This window comes from Streptomyces griseobrunneus (assembly GCF_046713465.1).
Lineage (GTDB): Bacteria > Actinomycetota > Actinomycetes > Streptomycetales > Streptomycetaceae > Streptomyces > Streptomyces microflavus.
In genome coordinates this window covers 40,590-59,118 of record NZ_CP177081.1, presented here as the reverse complement: position 1 = coordinate 59,118, position 18,529 = coordinate 40,590, and the positions used below count along the sequence as shown (strand labels likewise).

Here is an 18,529-nt window from a genome sequence, read left to right as displayed (position 1 = left end):
CGATCCGGGTGCTCCGGGGCTAACCTGCGCGGAGATCCGTTGACTGGAGGTTCGTATGCACCGTTCCGTCGGCCGGAACATGTCGATAGTGGCCGCGCTCGCCGTGGTCGCCTCGCTCGGGGTCGCCGTCCCGGCGGGTTCCGCGGAGTCCGCCCAGCGGCACCTGGCCCCACCCAAGTCCCCGGTGGCGGTGGGTTACGGGGGAGCGGTGGCCAGTGTCGACCGGGACGCGTCGGCGGCCGGGATCGAGGTGCTGCGCAAGGGCGGCAACGCGGTGGACGCGGCCGTGGCGACCGCCGCGGCGCTCGGTGTGACCGAGCCGTACTCGGCGGGCATCGGCGGCGGGGGCTACTTCGTCCACTACGACGCCAAGAAGCGCACGGTACAGACGATCGACGGCCGTGAGACCGCACCCCGCAGCGCGGACGCCTCCCTCTTCCTGGAGAACGGCAAGCCCATCCCGTTCGAGGAAGGGGTCACCAGCGGTCTCGGCGTCGGCAACCCCGGCACCCCGGCCACCTGGGAGCGGGCACTCGACACCTGGGGCTCCAAGTCCCTTCGTACGCTGCTGAAGCCGGCCGGTCGCCTGGCGCGGGACGGCTTCGTGGTGGACGGCACCTTCCGCTCGCAGACGGCGTCCAACCAGGCCCGGTTCGCCGACTTCCCGGCCTCCGCGAAGCTGTTCCTGCCCGGCGGTGAACTGCCCGTCGTCGGCTCGGTGTTCAAGAACCCCGACCTGGCACGTACGTACGAGGAGCTCGGCCGCAAGGGCGTCGGGGAGCTGTACCGGGGCGAGTTGGCGGACGACATCGTCCGTACGGTCCGCAAGCCGCCCGTCGATCCGCGCTCCACCCGGACCGTCCGCCCCGGCGACCTGACCCGCAAGGACCTCGCCTCCTACCGCACGCTCAAGCAGAACCCGACGAAGGCCGGCTACCGGGGCCTGGACGTGTACGGCATGGCGCCTTCCTCGTCCGGCGGTACGACGGTGGCCCAGGCCCTCAACATGCTGGAGCCCACCGACCTTTCGCGGGCGAGCGAGACCCGCTACCTCCACCGGCTCATCGAGGCGAGCCGGATCGCCTTCGCCGACCGGGGGCGCTGGGTGGGCGACCCCGCCTTCGAGGACGTCCCCACGAAGGAGCTGCTGAGCCAGCGGTTCGCCGACTCGCGCGGATGCCTGATCAAGGACGACGCGGTGCTGACCAGTCCGGTGGCACCGGGCGACCCGCGAAACCCGGCGCGGTGCGGAGGCGGCGGCACGGCCGCGCCGACGACGTTCGAGGGTGAGAACACCACGCACCTGACGACGGCCGACAAGTGGGGCAACGTCGTCTCCTACACCCTGACGATCGAGTCCACCGGCGGCAGCGGCATCACGGTTCCCGGCCGCGGCTTCCTTCTCAACAACGAGCTGACCGACTTCTCCTTCGCCCCGGCCAACCCGGCGGTGCACGACCCGAATCTGCCGGGTCCGGGCAAGCGGCCCAGGTCGTCGATGTCACCGACCATCGTCCTCCAGCACGGCAGGCCGGTCCTCGCCCTCGGCTCGCCGGGCGGCGCCACGATCATCACCACCGTGCTCCAGTCCCTGACCGGCCACCTCGACCGCGGCCTGCCGCTCGTCGAGGCGATCGCCGCGCCGCGCGCCAGCCAGCGCAACGCGGCCACCACCGAGATCGAGCCGGACCTGTGGAACAGCCCGGTCCGCGGCGAGCTCGAAGCGCTCGGCCACGCCTTCCGGCAGAACCCGGAGATCGGCGCCGCCACCGGCGTACAGCGGCTGCCCGACGGCCGCTGGCTCGCGGCGGCGGAAAAAGTGCGGCGGGGCGGTGGCTCGGCCATGGTGGTGCAGCCGGGCGGCAGGCGCTGACCCGGCCTCATGAACCAGGGGCGGCGGGACCGGTCGTACGCGCACACGTCGCGCGCGACCGGGTCCGCCGCCGGGGGAGGGGAGCGCCGGCGATCCCGCGCCGGCCAGGGAGGGGCCCGGACGGGTTCCTCCGGTCGACTGGAAGGGCCGTCCCCCACGATGCGCACCCGAACGTTCGCTCTGACCGCCGCCACCGCCGCCGCCTTCGGCGCCGCTCTCCTGGGGCCGGCGGCGCTGCCGGCCACCGCCGACGTTCCCGTACCGGAGACACCGCCGGACACCCGGGTGCATCCGGCGCCCGGTGGCCTGGCGGGCGCCCCGGTGACCGCCGAGGAGCTGCTCGCGGAGGTCCGCTCCTGCCGGCAGGTCTCCCGGGGGAAGTACCGCACGGACGCGAACCGCTGGAAGGCCACCGTCCCCGTCTGCTCCACCTCGGGCGCCGTCTTCTGGAAGGCGGACATGGACATCGACTGCGACGGCCGGAAGACCAAGGCCTGCAACACGAGGACCGACCCCTACTTCCAGCCGCAGACCGCCTTCCAGACCTCCCGGGGCAAGCCCCTTGACTCCGCCGCGCTGCCGTACGTGGTGGTGCCGGCGCCGGGGCGGATCTGGGACTACCGGAAGTCCGGGCTGACCGGCGGCAGCGTGGTCGCCGTGATCCACCGGGGCCAGGTGCGGTACGCCGTCATCGGTGACACCGGGCCCGCCGGGATCATCGGCGAGGGGTCGTACGCGCTGGCGGAGGAGCTGTCCATCGACCCCCACCCCACGACGGGCGGAACCGTGTCCGGCGTCACGTACATCGCGTTCAAGGACTCCCGCATCTCACCGCTGGAGAGCCGGACCGAGGCCGTGAGCCGGGGCGAGGCGCTGGCGAGGGAGTTCGTCGGACGCTGAGGGCTCTGAGAGAGCTGTCAGAGGGCGGTGAGGACGCGCGGGCCGTCGTCGGTGATGGCCACGGTGTGCTCGGCGTGCGCGGCCCGGCTGCCGTCGGTGGTCCGCAGCGTCCAGCCGTCCTGGTCGTGGCGGAACTCGTCGAGGCCGCCGCCGAGCAGCATGGGCTCGATCGCGAGGACCATTCCGTGGCGCAGCGGCATGCCGCGTCCCGGGCGTCCCTCGTTCGGCACGGAGGGGTCCTCGTGCATCGAACGGCCGATGCCGTGGCCGCCGTACCCGTCGAGGATGCCGTAGCCCGCCTTGCGGCAGACCGTGCCGATGGCATGGGCGATGTCCCCGATCCGGTTGCCGACGACCGCCGCGCCGATGCCCGCCTCCAGGGCGGCGGTGGCCGCGCCGATCAGCTCGGTGTCGGCGGGGCGGGCCGTGCCGACGGTGAAGCTGACCGCCGCGTCGCCCGCCCAGCCGCCGAGGAGGGCGCCCGCGTCCACGCTGACCAGGTCGCCGTCGCGCAGCGGTTCGGCGGAGGGGATGCCGTGGACGACCGCGTCGTTGACGGAGACGCAGATGACGGCCGGGAACGGGGTGGGCGCGAAGTGCGGCTTGTAGTTCAGGAACGGTGAGGAGGCCCCGGCCTCGCGCAGCACCTCGCGCGCTGCCTCGTCCAGCTCACGGGGGGTCACGCCGACCGCCGCGACCTCCTGGGCGCGGGCCAGGATCCGCGCGACGACGCGTCCGGACTCACGCATGGCTTCGATGGATGTGTCTGTCTTGATGTGCACCATGCCCATTACTATACCGGTCGAAGCGGTATAGTAATGACGGTATAAGAATGGTGGGCCGTAGTAGAGTGGCCCCATGGTCCGCACCCCTCTCACCCCCGAAGAGCGCCTCCGCGGCGAACGGCTCGGCCGACTGCTCCGCGAGGCGCGCGGGGACCGCAGCATGGTCGCCGTCGCGGCGAGCGCCGGAATCTCCGCCGAGACCCTCCGCAAGATCGAGACCGGCCGCGCCCCCACCCCCGCCTTCTTCACGGTCGCCGCGCTCGCCGGGGCGCTCGGCCTCTCCATGGACGAGCTGCTCGGCCGCTGCGCCCCCGAACCCGCCGCCGTACCCCTGATCGCTTGACGACCCCGGCGGCCGATCGCCCGGCGGCTCCCGGCGGCGCGTTCCGGCCGGCGGTGCGTAGGCTCACGCCTGTGACTCTCCAGGACTTCGCCCGCAGCGAATACGTCAGCCTGACCACCTACCGGAAGAACGGCACCCCCGTCGCCACGCCCGTCTGGGCCGCGGCCGAGGGCGATGTGCTGTACGTGTGGACCCGCTCCGACTCGTGGAAGGTCAAGCGGCTCCGCAACAACACCCAGGTCGCCGTCACCGTCTGCGACGTGCGCGGCCGGATCGCCGAGGGTGCCCCCACCGCCGAGGGCACCGCACGGCTCCTCGACGCGGACGAGACCCGCCGGGTGCGCAAGCTCCTGGCCCGCAAGTACACCTGGAAGTTCTGGCTCGTCGACCGGCCCGCCACCATCGCCCGCTTCGGCAAGCGCCCGCACACCGGGATCGCCGTCACCTTCTGAGCCCGGCCGCCGTCTCGCGTACGGGGGCGCACGGCGCCGGGGCCGTGCGCCCGACGCAGCGCGGACGAAAGCTCCGCGTAGCCGTCCCGTAACACACCTGCGGTCGAATGCCTCCGGACTGGAAGGCTCCAGTCGACAGTCGGCGAGGGCGACGATGACGGTGCATCAGCATGCGGTGGAAGTAGGTACGTTCGCGCAGTACCTACGGGATCTGACAGCACGACTCGACCCCGGACAAGGGTGGTTCGGGGTCTTCACCCGGCGCGACCCGGTGGGGATGCGGTCCTGCCTGGACGGGGTGGAGATACCGCCCTGGGACGTTGTGGAATCGCTCCTCGCCGACCTGGCCGCCCTCCACGGCGCGCACTTCGCCGAGCAGGTCTCGGTCCGGGCCGCCGCGCTGTACTCCGCCTCCGCCTCCGCCCACGACCGGCGGCCCGGCGGACGCCAGGAGCTGGTCCACCGGCTGGAGTTGATGATCCGCGAACAGGGCCGGGCGGCGGAGCGGCTGCGCACGACGGGGGCGGCGGGCGGGGACACGGCCGACCCGGAAGCGCTGGCCTGGGCCCACGACGACCATCAGCGCGCCTCGGCCCGCTGTACGGAGCTGCGCAAGCGGCTCGCGGCGGTGACGGTTCCGCACCCGAGGCAGGGGGCGGAACCGGACCGCGGCGCCGATCCGGGTGGCCCCGGGATCTGGCGCATCGAGGCTCCGGCGGGGAGGGCCTTGGGGGACCCACCGCGGGCCGCGGCGGCGCGGCCCGCACCGGATCCCGCGCCCCCCGGGCGATTCCGGTCCCGTGGACCGGATTCCGCGCCCCGGCGCAAGAAGCCGCGCGGCGCCCGGTTCGCCGGTCTTGAGGTGGACGAGGAGGAGGGGACCGGGTACGCCCCGTCGCCCGTTCCCGCCCTGCCCGCGCCCCCGCCCTCGGGCGGCTCCGCCCCGCGCGGCGCCCGCTTCGGCGGCGGGCCGGCGGAGGTGGAGGAGGAGGCCCCCGCCCCGGCCGCCCTGCCGGACCGGGAGGCGGGACCGGCCGTGGCCGCCGCCGTCGAGCGGCTGCTCCGGCTCCGTGCCGAGGGGCGCAGCGGCGAGGCCCATGTTGTGCTCTGCGAGGTGGCGGCCTGGCCCGCGCCCCGGCTGCCGGTGCTCGCGGTCGCCCTCTACCGGGCCGGTCTCGCCGCCGACTGGACGACCCTGCTCTGGGAGGCGTCCTCGCTGCCGCCCGCCGGGTTCGCCGCGGCGGCGGGCGCGCTGGCCGCGGCGGGCCGGGACGACGACTGCGGGCTGCTGCTCCGCCAGGGGGTGGCCAGGCCCGCCGCCGAGGTGGCCGAGGCGGTCCTCGCGCTGGACGACGCGGGCCGCGAGGGCGAGGCGCGGGCGCTGCTCGGCGCCTTCGTGCGCGTACGTACGCCGCAGGAGGCGGCCCGGATCGCGGACGGCGGGGACCGCATCCTCCCGCAGCTTCTGGCGGCGGCCCGGGAGGTGTCGGTGGAACGGGAGTGGGACCTGGTCCACGCACTGCGGGTGGCTGGCGTGCCGGGGGTCTGAGCGGGCCGTGGTCCCGGGGCGCACGGCCGCTCGGTGGTCCCGTACGGCCGCGTGTGCGTGGAGTGGTGCGTACCGTGACCGTTGTGGACCGCTCGGGTGCGAAACATGATCGACTCCGCCGGTTCACGGCGATGGTCTTGCCCCGCCGGACGGAGGGGCTTACGTTCTCCATCCATGCACCGATCTACGTGCGTAGAAAACACGTAGAGGCTCTCTGACGCCGCGTCGAAGGAGCAGCTCATGTCCCACGTCGTACGCGCCGCACTCGTCCAGGCGACCTGGACCGGCGACACCGAATCCATGATCGCCAAGCATGAGGCCCATGCCCGCGAGGCCGCCCGGCAGGGTGCGAAGATCATCGGGTTCCAGGAGGTGTTCAACGCCCCCTACTTCTGCCAGGTCCAGGAGCCCGAGCACTACCGCTGGGCCGAACCGGTCCCGGACGGGCCGACCGTCCGCCGGATGCAGGACCTCGCCCGCGAGACCGGCATGGTCGTCGTGGTCCCGGTCTTCGAGATCGAGCAGTCCGGCTTCTACTACAACACCGCCGCCGTGATCGACGCCGACGGCTCGTACCTCGGCAAGTACCGCAAGCACCACATCCCCCAGGTCAAGGGGTTCTGGGAGAAGTACTACTTCAAGCCCGGGAACGCCGGCTGGCCGGTCTTCGACACCGCCGTCGGCAAGGTCGGCGTCTACATCTGCTACGACCGGCACTTCCCCGAGGGGTGGCGCCAACTCGGACTCAACGGAGCCCAGTTGGTCTACAACCCGTCCGCCACCTCGCGTGGACTCTCGGGCCATCTCTGGCAGTTGGAACAGCCCGCGTCCGCCGTCGCCAACGAGTACTTCGTGGCCGCGATCAACCGGGTCGGCCAGGAGGAGTACGGCGACAACGACTTCTACGGCACCAGCTACTTCGTCGACCCGCGCGGCCAGTTCGTGGGGGAGGTCGCCAGCGACAAGGAGGAGGAACTCCTCGTCCGCGACCTGGACTTCGGCCTGATCGATGAGGTCCGCCAGCAGTGGGCCTTCTACCGGGACCGCAGGCCCGACGCCTACGACGGGCTGGTGGAGCCGTGAGCGGGCTGTACGAGCGCCACCTCACCGTCAGCCCCGAGTGGCTGGCGCTCTACTACCGCCACCCCATCGAACTCACCCACGGCGAGGGCCGGTACGTCTGGGACGCCGACGGCAACCGCTACCTCGACTTCTTCGGCGGCATCCTCACCACGATGACCGCCCACGCCCTGCCCGAGGTCACCAAGGCGATCGCCGAGCAGGCCGGCCGGATCATCCACTCCTCCACGCTCTACCTCAACCGCCCCATGGTGGAGCTGGCCGAGCGGATCGCCACCCTCTCCGGCATCCCCGACGCCCGGGTCTTCTTCACCACTTCGGGCACCGAGGCGAACGACACCGCGCTGCTGCTCGCCACCGCGTACCGCAGGTCCAACCAGATCCTCGCGATGCGCAACAGCTACCACGGCCGCTCCTTCTCGGCCGTCTCCATCACCGGCAACCACGCCTGGTCGCCCACGACCCTCTCTCCGCTGCAGACGCTGTACGTCCACGGGGGCGTCCGCACCCGGGGGCCGTACGCGGAGCTGAGCGACGCGCAGTTCATCCGGGCGTGCGTCGCCGATCTGGAGGACCTCCTCGGGCACACCCGGGAGGCCGCGGCACTCATCGCGGAACCCATCCAGGGCGTCGGCGGCTTCACCTCGCCGCCCGACGGGCTGTTCGCCGCGTTCCGCGAAGTCCTGGACCGCCACGGCATCCTGTGGATCTCCGACGAGGTGCAGACCGGCTGGGGACGTACCGGCGAACACTTCTGGGGCTGGCAGGCGCACGCCGAGCACGGGCCACCGGACATCCTCACCTTCGCCAAGGGCATCGGCAACGGCATGTCCATCGGCGGAGTCGTCGCCCGCGCGGAGGTGATGAACTGCCTGGACGCCAACTCCATCTCCACGTTCGGCGGTTCACCCGTCACCATGGCCGCCGGCCTCGCCAACCTCTCGTACCACCTGGAGCACGACCTCCAGGGCAACGCGCGACGCGTCGGCGGGCTCCTCATCGAACGGCTGCGGGGGATCGCCGCCGGATCCGCCGCCGTACGCGAAGTGCGCGGCCGGGGCCTGATGATCGGCATCGAACTGGTGAAGCCCGGCACGGACGAGGCGAACCCGGAGGCGGCCGCGGCCGTCCTGGAAGCGGCACGCGCGGGCGGACTGCTCATCGGCAAGGGCGGCGGCCACAACACCAGCGTGCTGCGGATCGCCCCGCCCCTCACCTTGACCGTCGCCGAGGCCGAGGAGGGTGCGTCGGTCCTCGCCGACGCACTGCGCGCCGCCGACTGACCGGGCCCGCAGGCGCTCCCCCGTACGTATACAACGCCGCGCGGGGCGACCCCACCCGACGCCCGACGGGCCGGTGGGGCGCCCCGCAGTGAGGAGGTATTCATGAGCCGCACCGTCATCCACGGTGGTCTGGTCATCACCGCGTCCGACGAGATCCACGCCGACGTCCTCGTCGAGGGCGGGCGCATCGCCGCACTCGCCGCCCACGGCACCGACGCCGCGGAGAGCTGGAGCGCCGGCCGGAGGATCGACGCCACCGGCAAGTACGTGATCCCGGGCGGCGTCGACGCGCACACCCACATGGAGATGCCGTTCGGCGGCACGTACGCCGCCGACACCTTCGAGACCGGCACCCGGGCCGCCGCCTGGGGCGGGACCACCACCATCGTGGACTTCGCGATCCAGAGCGTGGGCAGGTCCCTGCGCGAAGGCCTCGACTCCTGGTACGCCAAGGCCGACGGCAACTGCGCCATCGACTACGCCTTCCACATGATCCTCGCGGACGTGAACCCCTCCTCGCTCAAGGAGATGGACCGCCTCGTCGCCGAGGGCGTCACCTCCTTCAAGCTGTTCATGGCCTACCCGGGCGTCTTCTACTCCGACGACGGCCAGATCCTGCGGGCCATGCAGCAGGCCTCCGGCAACGGCGGGCTGATCATGATGCACGCCGAGAACGGCATCGCCATCGACGTCCTGGTCGAACAGGCGCTCGCCGAGGGACGCACCGACCCCCGCTACCACGGAGACGTCCGCAAGGTTGCCCTGGAGGCCGAGGCCACCCACCGCGCGATCCAGCTCGCCCGGGTCGCGGGATCGCCTCTCTACGTCGTCCACGTCTCCGCCGACGAGGCCGTCGCCGAGATCGCCGCCGCCCGCCACAAGGGCCTCCCGGTCTTCGGCGAGACCTGTCCGCAGTACCTGTTCCTCTCCACCGACAACCTCGCCGAGCCGGACTTCGAGGGCGCCAAATACGTCTGCTCCACCCCGCTGCGCCCCAAGGAGCACCAGGAGTCCCTGTGGCGGGGCCTGCGGAACAACGAGCTCCAGGTCGTCTCCACCGACCACTGCCCCTTCTGCTTCTCCGGCCAGAAGGAGATGGGCCGCGGCGACTTCTCCAAGATCCCCAACGGCATGCCGGGCGTCGAGCACCGCATGGACCTGCTGCACCAGGCCGTCGTGGACGGGCACATCACCCGCCGCCGCTGGATCGAGATCGCCTGCGCCTCCCCGGCCCGGATGTTCGGCCTCTACCCGAAGAAGGGCACCATCGCCCCGGGCGCCGACGCCGACATCGTTGTTTACGACCCGCACGCCGAGCAGATCCTCTCCGCCGAGACGCACCACATGAACGTCGACTACTCGGCGTACGAGGGCAAGCGGATCACCGGCCAGGTCGATACCGTCCTCTCCCGCGGTGAACTCGTCATCGAGGAAAGGAAGTTCACCGGCCGCGCCGGACACGGCATGTACACCCCGCGCGCCACCTCCCAGTACCTGGACTGACCACTTCCCCGTACCTGGACCGACCACCTGTCGGTACGCGGACCAGCCACCCCTCAGCATCAGCACCTGGACCAGGAGATCCCGCCATGGACTTCGGACTCGTCCTCCAGACCGACCCGCCCGCCTCCGCCGTCGTCGGCCTGATGCGCCGCGCCGAGCGCAACGGCTTCCGCTACGGCTGGACCTTCGACTCGGCGGTGCTCTGGCAGGAGCCGTTCGTCATCTACAGCCGCATCCTGGAGCACACGGAGAGGATGACCGTGGGCCCGATGGTCACCAACCCCGGCACCCGCACCTGGGAGGTGACCGCCTCCACCTTCGCCACCCTCAACGACATGTACGGCAACCGCACGGTGTGCGGGATCGGGCGCGGCGACTCCGCGATGCGGGTCGCGGGCCGCCGGCCCAACACGCTGGCCCGGCTGGGGGAGGCCATCGACGTCATCCGTGACCTCGCCGAGGGCCGGGAGGCAACCGTCGACGGCAACCCGATCCGCATCCCGTGGGTGAAGGACGGCAGGCTTCCCGTATGGATGGCGGCGTACGGACCGAAGGCGCTCGCTCTGGCCGGGCAGAAGGCTGACGGCTTCATCCTCCAACTTGCCGACCCGTTCCTCACGGAGTGGATGGTCAAGGCGGTCCGGCAGGCCGCCACGGACGCCGGCCGTGACCCCGACGCGCTCACGATCTGCGTCGCCGCCCCCGCGTACGTCACCGCCGACGACTCGCCCGAGGCCCTCGCGCACGCCCGGGACCAGTGCCGCTGGTTCGGCGGCATGGTCGGCAACCACGTTGCCGACCTGGTCGCCAAGTACGGGGAGCACTCGTCGATGGTCCCTGAGGAGCTGACCGCGTACATCAAGAACCGGCAGGGCTACGACTACTCCCACCACGGCCGCTCCGGAAACCCGGACACCGTCTTCGTCCCCGACGAGATCGTCGACCGCTTCTGTCTGCTGGGCCCGGCGGAGGCACACGTCGAAAAGCTCCGCCACCTGAAGGACCTCGGCGTCGACCAGTTCGCCGTCTACAACATGCACGACGCCAGGGAGGCCACGATCGATGCCTACGGCTCGGATATCATCCCGATGCTCAGCTGAGCGTCGCCGGAGATGAGTGTGTGTTCGCTTCGGGGTGGCCTTCAACTATAAATGGGGTAGTGGGCAATGAAGTTCCGGCGGGTGAAGCCGCAGGCGTCCGACTGGGTTATCAGGCACGTGGAGTCCGGGGAGAGTATCCCCGGACTGGTTTTCACGATCTTCGTTGCCGAGAGTGACGCGAGCGAAGACGTTCGATATTTTGACTTGCAGTGCGGATTGAGTGAACCGACTGCGCAGGACGTCGATCTGGAACTGGACAGTTACTGCATCGTGAACGATGCGGGAGGGGTTCAGTATGGAGGTCTCGACGAGGTCACCCTGCTTCCTGACGGATTGGTTCTGAGTTTTCAGGACGATGCTGTGGAGGAGCTGGAACTTTCCTCCAGGGTAGTCACATTGGGAATCGACCCGGCTATCGATTTCGATGAAGTTCGGGCAGGGCTGAGGAAAGTCCTCTCGTACGGGAATCCTCGTAAAGTGCCACAGATGAATCTGTAGGAAGCCGCCACCGACCGATTGACGCCCTGCCACCCACGGTTGCATCCCGCTCCGCCGCCCGCCCTGTTCCGCCCGCACCGCCCCGCACGGCACCGCTCCCGAGCGAAGGGCTCAGCCGCCATGACCGCCACCGTCCCACCCACCCCACCGCCCCCGCCCCCCGACGCGATACCCGGAGGGGTCGCCGCGTCCGGCCGTGTCGAACTCGCCCACGGGTACGTTCCCGACGACCCCCGCTTCGCCAACGACGACCTGCTGCCCGTCCCGGTGGAGCGGCGCACCTGGACGACGTACAACTTCGCGGCCCTGTGGATCGGGATGGCCCACAACATCCCGTCCTGGCTGCTCGCCTCCGGTCTGGTGGCGCTCGGCATGGACTGGAAACAGGCCGTGTTCACCATCGCGCTCGCCAATCTCATCGTGCTCGCCCCGATGCTGCTCACCGGGCACGCCGGACCCAAGTACGGCATCCCCTTCCCGGTCCTGGCCCGCGCCTCCTTCGGGCTGCGCGGTGCCAACCTTCCCGCCCTGATCCGGGCCGCCGTCGCCTGCGCCTGGTTCGGCATCCAGACCTGGATCGGCGGCGTCGGGATCTTCACCCTGCTCGGCAAGGTCTTCGGCGGCTGGGCGAACGCCGGGGAGATCGGCGGGCAGCCGTGGACGCTCTGGCTCTGCTTCACGCTCTTCTGGGCCCTCGAACTGGCCATCATCTACCGGGGGATGGACGCCCTGCGCCGGTTCGAGAACTGGGCGGCGCCCTTCGTCCTGGTCGGGGCCGTGGCGCTGCTCGTCTGGGTCGCGGTCAAGGCGGGCGGCTTCGGCCCGCTGCTGGACCAGCCGTCCGTGCTCGGCTGGGGCGCCGACTTCTGGCCGGTCTTCTTCCCGTCCCTGATGGGAATGATCGCCTTCTGGGCGACGCTCTCCCTCAACATCCCCGACTTCACCCGCTTCGGTGCGGGCCAACGCGCCCAGATCTGGGGCCAGTCGCTCGGGCTGCCGACCACGATGACGTTCTTCGCCCTGCTGTCGGTCTTCGTCACCTCCGGCTCGCAGGCGGTGTACGGGGTGGCCATCTGGGACCCGGTCCAGCTCGTCGCCCGTACCGACAACGTCTTCGGGCTCCTCTTCGGCCTGGTCACCGTGCTGATCGCCACGATCTCCGTGAACATCGCGGCGAACGTCGTCTCACCGGCGTACGACCTGGCGAACCTGGCGCCGAAGTTCATCAGCTTCAAGGGCGGGGCGCTGATCACGGGTGTGGTCGGAGTCGTCATCATGCCGTGGAAGCTGACCGAGACACCCGAGCTGTACATCTTCACCTGGCTGGGGCTAGTCGGCGGGCTGCTCGGTACGGTGGCGGGCATCCTGATCGCCGACTACTGGATCGTCCGCCGCACGGTCCTGGACCTCGCCGACCTCTACCGGCCCGGCGGCCGCTACTGGTACCGGGGCGGCTGGAACTGGCGGGCGGTGGCGGCCTTCGCGGTGGGCGGCGTCCTGGCGGTGGGAGGCTCCCACTCGGCTCCCGGCAAGGGGCCTTTCCCGGCCGACGGGCTGATCCCGTTCCTCAAGCCGCTCGCCGACTACGGCTGGGCGGTCGGGCTCGCCTCCTCGCTGCTGCTGTACGTGGCGCTGACCGGCCGGGAGCGTCGAGCGGGGGAGTGACGCGACGTCAGGCCGGGTCGTTGGACAGCCCCTTGGGTGCACCACCGGCCCGGCCTGCGGCTCGTCCCGCTAGCCGGCGAGGGCGAAGGACTGTGCCGTGGAGCCGTCGCACGTGCGCTGCACGAGCGCGGTGGACTGCTCACCGCCGCCCGCGGGCAGGCTCAGGCACTTCCCGCTGTGCCGGGCCGTGAAGTGGTAGCGCCCCGACGCCTCGCGGACCGGCTTCCACTGCTGGTTGGTGCCCCCGGAGTACGTCCAGAGCTGGAGCGGGGCGTTGTCCGCCGTCGAGACCCCCGTCACGTCCACCGCCTTCGCCGGATCGTTGCGGGCGGCGACGCGGGTGAAGCCGCCGTCCGTCGGCTGGAACTGGAACTGCTGGGCCGTGGTGCCGTTGCACGCGTACTGCTGGACAACCGTCCCGTTTGCCGTGGCGGCCGCCCGGGTGTCGGCGCAGCGGCCGTTGGCGGCGCTCGTCAGGCTGTACCAGGCGGTCGGCGAGATCGGGTCGTCGGGGCCGGGGGTGCCGGTCGAGCCGGTGCCGAGCCAGGTGAGGCCGTCGAGCAGGAAGGTGTTCTGGGTGGCGGAGGCGAAGGTGGACGACAGCGGGGTGTTCGTGGCGTAGTTCATCGCGTTGTGGCCGAAGTTGGCGTACAGCATGCGGTAGTTCTTGTTCGTCCACACGATGGGGTAATCACCGCTGTACCAGCTCTGGTTGGGGTCGGTGCCCAGCGGGAAGCTCACCGGGTCCACCGAGGCCAGCACTTCGATGTCCGGGTTGGTCCGCAGGTTGCGGCTCCAGCTGTACCACTCGCTCACCGACGAGGTGAACGTCCCCGGAAGGCGGCCCGTCGACGGGTGGGTGCGGTGGTCCGTGTGCAGGGTGGCGGTGGTGGGGCCCCAGGTGTTGGTGGCGAAGTTCCCACTGCCCAGGAACTGGTTGTAGTACCAGGGCCAGTTCTGGGCGCTGGTCGTGAACGCGGCCACATGGAAGCCCATCCAGGCCCCGCCGCCCCGCATGTACGCCTCGAAGCCCGCGCGTTGTGCGGCTGCCTGCGGGGCGTCGTCCAGGAAGAGGACCACCTGGTACTGGGTCAGGGCCGTGCTGTCGGCCAGCAGATTCCAGTTGGTCGTCGAGGTGTACGTGAAGCCGTGCTCGGCGCCCGCCCTCGGGAACCACTCGTTGGCTTCCTTCACGAAGCTGATGTGGGCCGCGTCCCAGGTGCCGTTGTAGAACGCGATGACCTTGAACGGCGCCGCCGCGGAAGGCGCTTGCGGTGCCGCTCCGGCCGGTGAGGCGAGCAGGGTGAGGAGCAGGGCCAGCAGCGCGAGCAGGGACAGGCCGGCACGCGGGCGGCCGTGGGGGGCCTTGGGCATGGGTGTGATCCTTTGTTCGTCCATGTGGCGAACGTTCTTCCATGTGATTAAGAAGTGAACGGAACAGGGTGTCAAGACCTTGGTCCGGACCAGTTGCCGCGCGCCGGTGACTTGCCGGAAAGGGTCTGGGTCAAGGGAGTTGGTGCCCTTGATCCACGGCGGGGCCGAATTCACCTTCCGTACGCGCAGTCTTGACGTGTCCACGGAACCGGCCTAACTTCACGGCCTGAAGTAAGCCCCACCCCCCGCCGCAGGAGACACATATGCGAATGCCCGGCCCCATCACGCCCCGCGGCCCGCGCCGCGGCGGACACAGACCCCGGCGCCTCGGAACCCCGCTGCTGGCCCTCGGCGGACTGGTGGCCTCCCTGCTCACCGCCGTCGCCGCGGCCCCCACCGCACAGGCGGCGGAACTGCCCAGCGGCTGGGTGACGGTGACGGCCGGTCATAGCTCCAAGTGCGTGGACGCGGCGGCCGCGGGCACCGCCGACGGCACAGCGGTGCAGCAGTACACGTGCAACGGCAGCACCGCCCAGCAGTGGCAGTTCCGCTCCGTCGGCGACGGGTACGTCCGGGTCGACAACCGCAACGACGCGGCGAAGAGCTGGGACGTGACGAATGTGTCCACCGCGGACGCCGCGCCCGTACAGCTCTGGTCGTACTCCGGCGGTGCCAACCAGCAGTGGCTGCCCGTCGAGGAGCCCGGTGGGGCCTTCCACTTCGTGAACCGCAACAGCGGCAAGTGCCTCGACATCCCGGCCGCTTCCACCGCCGACAGCGCCCGCGTCCAGCAGTACACCTGCAACGGATCGGCCGCGCAGTCCTTCCGGGTGGGCGCCACCGACGTACCGAACCCGCCCGGCACCCCCGACCTCGGCCCCAACGTCTCCGTCTTCGACCCCTCCACGCCGAGGGCGACCATCCAGAACAAGCTCAACCAGGTCTTCGCCCAGCAGGAGACCAACCAGTTCGGCTCCCAGCGCCAGGCCCTGCTCTTCAAGCCCGGCCGCTACGACGTCGACGCCAACGTCGGCTTCTACACCCAGGTCGCCGGGCTCGGCCTGTCGCCCGACGACGTCACCATCAACGGCGGCGTCCACGTGGAGGCCGACTGGTTCCAGGGCAACGCCACCCACAACTTCTGGCGCTCCGCCGAGAACCTCTCGGTCAACCCGCCCTCCGGCACCGACCGTTGGGCCGTTTCGCAGGCCGCCCCGTACCGCCGTATGCACGTCCGCGGCAACCTCCAGCTCGACGACGGAGGCTGGTCCAGCGGTGGCTTCATGGCCGACTCGAAGGTCGACGGGCAGGTCCGCTCCGGCACCCAGCAGCAGTGGCTCTCCCGCAACAGCCAGTGGAACAGCTGGACCGGATCCAACTGGAACATGGTCTTCGTCGGCGACGTCAACGCCCCCGCCAACAGCTTCCCCAACCCGCCCTACACCACGGTCGCCCAGACACCCGTGAGCCGTGAGAAGCCCTTCCTGTACGTGGACGGGGCCGGCGCCTACCAGGTCTTCGTACCGGCCCTGCGGACCAACACCCGGGGCACCAGCTGGGGTTCGGGAACACCCGCCGGGCAGTCGCTGCCCATCAGTCAGTTCTTCATCGTGAAGCCCGGCGCCACCGCGTCCCAGATCAACGCGGCGCTCGCGGAGGGTAAGAACCTGCTCTTCACCCCGGGGGTCTACCGCCTCAACCAGACCATCAACGTCACCCGCGCCGACACCGTCGTCCTGGGCCTGGGGCTCGCTACCGTCATCCCCGAGAACGGCATCACCGCGATCGATGTCGCCGACGTCGACGGCGTCAAGATCGCCGGGATCCTGATCGACGCGGGCACCGTCAACTCCCCGACCCTGATGCAGGTCGGGCAGGCCGGGGCCACCGCCCGGCACACCGCCAATCCGACCTCGCTGCACGACGTCTTCTTCCGCATCGGCGGCGCGGCCGTCGGCAAGGCCACCCAGAGCCTGGTCGTCAACAGCTCCGACGTCATCGGCGACCACCTGTGGCTCTGGCGCGGCGACCACGGCAGCGGCATCGGCTGGAACACCAACACCGCTGCCACGGGCCTGATCGTCAACGGCACCGACGTGACGATGTACGGGCTCTTCGTCGAGCACTACCAGCAGCACCAGGTCATCTGGAACGGCAACGGCGGGCGCACGTACTTCTTCCAGAACGAGATGCCCTACGACCCGCCCAACCAGGCGGCATGGATGAACGGTTCGACCCGCGGCTACGACGCCTACAAGGTCTCTCCGTCGGTCACCCGCCACGAGGCGTGGGGCCTGGGCAGCTACTGCTTCTTCAACGCCAACCCGTCCGTGGTCGCCGAGCGCGCCTTCGAGGCGCCGAACACACCGGGCGTGCGCTTCCACAACATGGTGACCGTCTCGCTCGGCGGAACGGGGACGATCAACCGCGTCATCAACAACTCGGGAGGACCGTCAAACTCCAGCACCAACGTGGCCAATCTGGTGGCCTACCCCTAGGTTCCCCCACCCTGCTGGGCCGCGCCCACACCGGTGCTCAGACCGGTTTGACGCTGCGGCCCAGCAGTGCCGTCACATCCACCGTCTCGTCCGCCGACGGAGTCCGCGCGGGCACCGGCCGGTCGAAGCCGGAGAAGTCCACGGTCCCCTCCTCGCCCGCCCCCTGCACGGCGATCCGCACGGGGTATGGCTCGCCCTCGGTGGCCACGTACACCGTCAGCCGCTCGTCGCCCTGCGTCCGGGTCACCGGAATGACGGGCGCGCCGTTCACCTCGGTCTCCCGGCCCTTCGTCAGCCTCCCCCGATCGGCGGCGTCGGCGTTGTCCGTGATCAGCTCGCGGAAGGTGTCGAGGTCGCAGACCTCGGTCACCGTCAGCAGCCGCGGGTCGTCGGCCTCCGCCTTCATGTAGCGGCCGTCGAGGATCGCGTCGAACGTGGAGCCGCCGACCGGGACATGGGTCTCCCAGAACGCCTTGTCCGGCTTCAGCCAGACATCGCCGGCGCGCTTCACGATCTCCACGGAGCCGTCCTCGCCCATGTCGACGCCGCCCGCGCAGTTGCCCTCCCGGTCGAGCGTCAGGTCGACGCTCATCGGGTCGCCGCTTCCGTCGAGGCTGCCGCGCGCGCTCAGGTGCAGGGAGGAGACCCCGAGCAGGGCGTCACGCGAGCGGTCCGCGATCTGCTCGGCGCCGAGCGAGGCGATGTCGTCGTCAGCCTGCGCGACCGCGCCACCCGTCACGGTGAGGGCGACAGCCGCCGTACCCGCCGCCGCCCGTGCGGCCCAACGGTGTCCGCTCACGTCGCCTCCTCGAAAAGGCCCCGGTCAGGGGCGTGCGAACCAGGGTGACCGGCACCTTCGAGCGTACGCCGGGAGAGGGGGCACCGCCCGGTGCGTGTACGGAGCGTGAGGGATGGGGGTGTTTTCTGATACGGAGCGTGGGCAGGGGTGCGGTGATCCCGCCCGGGATCACGTACGCGCACACCACGGAATGCGCGTACGCACGTACACCGCGAAGGAGAACCATGAACCTGTTCACGGGGACGAGGAGCACGGGCGGCACGGCCACGGCGAGGCGGTCCACGGCCGCGGGGAAGCGGTCCCGGTCCGTCCTGCGGGCGCTCGCCGTCGTGTCGACGGCCGTCGCGCTGGCTATCCCGGTCACCTCGGCGACCGCGAAGCCGGCCGCCGCCCCGACCGCCATTCCGCCCGGCCTCTCCTGCGACACCGGCAAGCACGCCATCGACGAGTACACGGGCTTCGCCCTCTGTCGCAACAACGGGAGCCAGACACAGACCTTCTGGGTCCACCTGGTCTGCGGCTGGGCCCCTGACATCGACGGCAACCACGTCACCCTGAGGCCCGGCGAGTCGGGCCAGTCCACCGCCCACTGCGGGAAGCTCGGTACCGGCATCGGTGAGATCCGCGTCCGCCCGTGACGCCGGGGCCGTAGGCCCGTAACGCCGTTACGGCCGGATCGCCGTATCGGCCGTCACGGCCGTGACGCCGAGGCGGCCCGGAACGCCTCGGCAGCCGGAACGGCCGGAGTGGCCCCACCGGTTGAGCGCGCCGCCTCCTCTCGTTACCCTCCAGTAAGTACGCGTGGGCTGCGGCCGGGACGACCGGCC

General features: G+C 70.8%; 16 protein-coding genes. 13 read left to right on the top strand and 3 right to left on the bottom strand.

Annotated features, from left to right (window positions below):
• Window positions 1–55 precede the first annotated feature (55 nt).
• Both ggt and ACK8N7_RS37630 read left to right on the top strand, forming a co-directional pair.
• Window positions 56–1,873, top strand: coding sequence for a gamma-glutamyltransferase (gene ggt, locus ACK8N7_RS37635; protein WP_500446084.1), 1,818 nt, complete (start codon window positions 56–58; stop codon window positions 1,871–1,873).
• Between the two features lie 159 nt (window positions 1,874–2,032).
• Window positions 2,033–2,773 carry a glycoside hydrolase family 75 protein gene (locus ACK8N7_RS37630; RefSeq protein WP_500446083.1) on the top strand — a complete coding sequence of 247 codons (741 nt, stop codon included), beginning with the start codon at window positions 2,033–2,035 and terminating at the stop codon, window positions 2,771–2,773.
• A 17-nt stretch (window positions 2,774–2,790) separates the two neighbouring features.
• Here the strand turns inward: ACK8N7_RS37630 and map are convergent, their stop codons facing one another.
• A complete protein-coding gene (map, locus tag ACK8N7_RS37625) occupies window positions 2,791–3,564 on the bottom strand; it encodes a type I methionyl aminopeptidase (RefSeq protein WP_202706522.1) in 774 nt (257 codons plus the stop codon).
• Between the two features lie 67 nt (window positions 3,565–3,631).
• Here map and ACK8N7_RS37620 point away from each other — a divergent pair, with 67 nt between their 5' ends.
• From ACK8N7_RS37620 to ACK8N7_RS37580, 9 genes are all read left to right on the top strand, one after another.
• Window positions 3,632–3,901 carry a helix-turn-helix domain-containing protein gene (locus ACK8N7_RS37620; protein WP_364776278.1) on the top strand — a complete coding sequence of 90 codons (270 nt, stop codon included), beginning with the start codon at window positions 3,632–3,634 and terminating at the stop codon, window positions 3,899–3,901.
• A 71-nt stretch (window positions 3,902–3,972) separates the two neighbouring features.
• The gene (locus ACK8N7_RS37615) at window positions 3,973–4,353 is read left to right on the top strand and encodes a PPOX class F420-dependent oxidoreductase (RefSeq protein ID WP_500446080.1); all 381 of its coding nucleotides are present in this window, start codon (window positions 3,973–3,975) and stop codon (window positions 4,351–4,353) included.
• A gap of 154 nt (window positions 4,354–4,507) precedes the next feature.
• On the top strand, window positions 4,508–5,902 hold the full coding sequence (locus ACK8N7_RS37610; RefSeq protein ID WP_500446078.1) for a hypothetical protein: 1,395 nt from the start codon (window positions 4,508–4,510) through the stop codon (window positions 5,900–5,902).
• A 240-nt stretch (window positions 5,903–6,142) separates the two neighbouring features.
• Window positions 6,143–6,985, top strand: coding sequence for a nitrilase-related carbon-nitrogen hydrolase (locus tag ACK8N7_RS37605; RefSeq protein WP_403217694.1), 843 nt, complete (start codon window positions 6,143–6,145; stop codon window positions 6,983–6,985).
• Window positions 6,982–8,265 (top strand): aspartate aminotransferase family protein, encoded by a 1,284-nt coding sequence (locus ACK8N7_RS37600; protein WP_403217693.1) that lies wholly within the window; start codon window positions 6,982–6,984, stop codon window positions 8,263–8,265. The genes ACK8N7_RS37605 and ACK8N7_RS37600 overlap by 4 nt, the downstream gene beginning before the upstream one ends.
• Before the next feature lie 102 nt (window positions 8,266–8,367).
• On the top strand, window positions 8,368–9,768 hold the full coding sequence (hydA, locus tag ACK8N7_RS37595; protein ID WP_403217692.1) for a dihydropyrimidinase: 1,401 nt from the start codon (window positions 8,368–8,370) through the stop codon (window positions 9,766–9,768).
• 86 nt (window positions 9,769–9,854) lie between these two features.
• Window positions 9,855–10,868: a TIGR03842 family LLM class F420-dependent oxidoreductase gene (locus ACK8N7_RS37590; RefSeq protein ID WP_403217691.1), complete on the top strand. Its 1,014-nt coding sequence runs from the start codon at window positions 9,855–9,857 to the stop codon at window positions 10,866–10,868.
• Between the two features lie 66 nt (window positions 10,869–10,934).
• The gene (locus ACK8N7_RS37585) at window positions 10,935–11,366 is read left to right on the top strand and encodes an Imm10 family immunity protein (protein ID WP_403217690.1); all 432 of its coding nucleotides are present in this window, start codon (window positions 10,935–10,937) and stop codon (window positions 11,364–11,366) included.
• 120 nt (window positions 11,367–11,486) lie between these two features.
• Window positions 11,487–13,031 (top strand): NCS1 family nucleobase:cation symporter-1, encoded by a 1,545-nt coding sequence (locus ACK8N7_RS37580; protein WP_500446075.1) that lies wholly within the window; start codon window positions 11,487–11,489, stop codon window positions 13,029–13,031.
• Window positions 13,032–13,100: 69 nt separating this feature from the next.
• Here ACK8N7_RS37580 and ACK8N7_RS37575 read toward each other — a convergent pair whose 3' ends face one another.
• The gene (locus ACK8N7_RS37575; protein WP_500446073.1) at window positions 13,101–14,405 is read right to left on the bottom strand and encodes a ThuA domain-containing protein; all 1,305 of its coding nucleotides are present in this window, start codon (window positions 14,403–14,405) and stop codon (window positions 13,101–13,103) included.
• Between the two features lie 269 nt (window positions 14,406–14,674).
• Here ACK8N7_RS37575 and ACK8N7_RS37570 point away from each other — a divergent pair, with 269 nt between their 5' ends.
• On the top strand, window positions 14,675–16,903 hold the full coding sequence (locus ACK8N7_RS37570; protein ID WP_500446071.1) for a pectate lyase-like domain-containing protein: 2,229 nt from the start codon (window positions 14,675–14,677) through the stop codon (window positions 16,901–16,903).
• A 37-nt stretch (window positions 16,904–16,940) separates the two neighbouring features.
• On the opposite strand, the gene ACK8N7_RS37565 is transcribed toward ACK8N7_RS37570, so the two are convergent.
• Window positions 16,941–17,702, bottom strand: coding sequence for a LolA-like protein (locus ACK8N7_RS37565; RefSeq protein ID WP_500446069.1), 762 nt, complete (start codon window positions 17,700–17,702; stop codon window positions 16,941–16,943).
• Between the two features lie 224 nt (window positions 17,703–17,926).
• Here ACK8N7_RS37565 and ACK8N7_RS37560 point away from each other — a divergent pair, with 224 nt between their 5' ends.
• On the top strand, window positions 17,927–18,340 hold the full coding sequence (locus ACK8N7_RS37560; RefSeq protein WP_500446067.1) for a hypothetical protein: 414 nt from the start codon (window positions 17,927–17,929) through the stop codon (window positions 18,338–18,340).
• The last annotated feature ends 189 nt before the right edge of the window (window positions 18,341–18,529 follow it).

What these genes read in the sequence shown, in the direction of transcription:
- ggt (WP_500446084.1), top strand. Translation starts at nt 56, where the DNA reads ATGCACCGTTCCGTCGGCCGGAACATGTCGATAGTGGCCGCGCTCGCC.
- ACK8N7_RS37630 (WP_500446083.1), top strand. Translation starts at nt 2,033, where the DNA reads ATGCGCACCCGAACGTTCGCTCTGACCGCCGCCACCGCCGCCGCCTTC.
- map (WP_202706522.1), bottom strand. Translation starts at nt 3,564, where the DNA reads ATGGGCATGGTGCACATCAAGACAGACACATCCATCGAAGCCATGCGT.
- ACK8N7_RS37620 (WP_364776278.1), top strand. Translation starts at nt 3,632, where the DNA reads ATGGTCCGCACCCCTCTCACCCCCGAAGAGCGCCTCCGCGGCGAACGG.
- ACK8N7_RS37610 (WP_500446078.1), top strand. Translation starts at nt 4,508, where the DNA reads ATGACGGTGCATCAGCATGCGGTGGAAGTAGGTACGTTCGCGCAGTAC.
- ACK8N7_RS37605 (WP_403217694.1), top strand. Translation starts at nt 6,143, where the DNA reads ATGTCCCACGTCGTACGCGCCGCACTCGTCCAGGCGACCTGGACCGGC.
- hydA (WP_403217692.1), top strand. Translation starts at nt 8,368, where the DNA reads ATGAGCCGCACCGTCATCCACGGTGGTCTGGTCATCACCGCGTCCGAC.
- ACK8N7_RS37590 (WP_403217691.1), top strand. Translation starts at nt 9,855, where the DNA reads ATGGACTTCGGACTCGTCCTCCAGACCGACCCGCCCGCCTCCGCCGTC.
- ACK8N7_RS37585 (WP_403217690.1), top strand. Translation starts at nt 10,935, where the DNA reads ATGAAGTTCCGGCGGGTGAAGCCGCAGGCGTCCGACTGGGTTATCAGG.
- ACK8N7_RS37580 (WP_500446075.1), top strand. Translation starts at nt 11,487, where the DNA reads ATGACCGCCACCGTCCCACCCACCCCACCGCCCCCGCCCCCCGACGCG.
- ACK8N7_RS37575 (WP_500446073.1), bottom strand. Translation starts at nt 14,405, where the DNA reads ATGCCCAAGGCCCCCCACGGCCGCCCGCGTGCCGGCCTGTCCCTGCTC.
- ACK8N7_RS37570 (WP_500446071.1), top strand. Translation starts at nt 14,675, where the DNA reads ATGCCCGGCCCCATCACGCCCCGCGGCCCGCGCCGCGGCGGACACAGA.
- ACK8N7_RS37560 (WP_500446067.1), top strand. Translation starts at nt 17,927, where the DNA reads ATGAACCTGTTCACGGGGACGAGGAGCACGGGCGGCACGGCCACGGCG.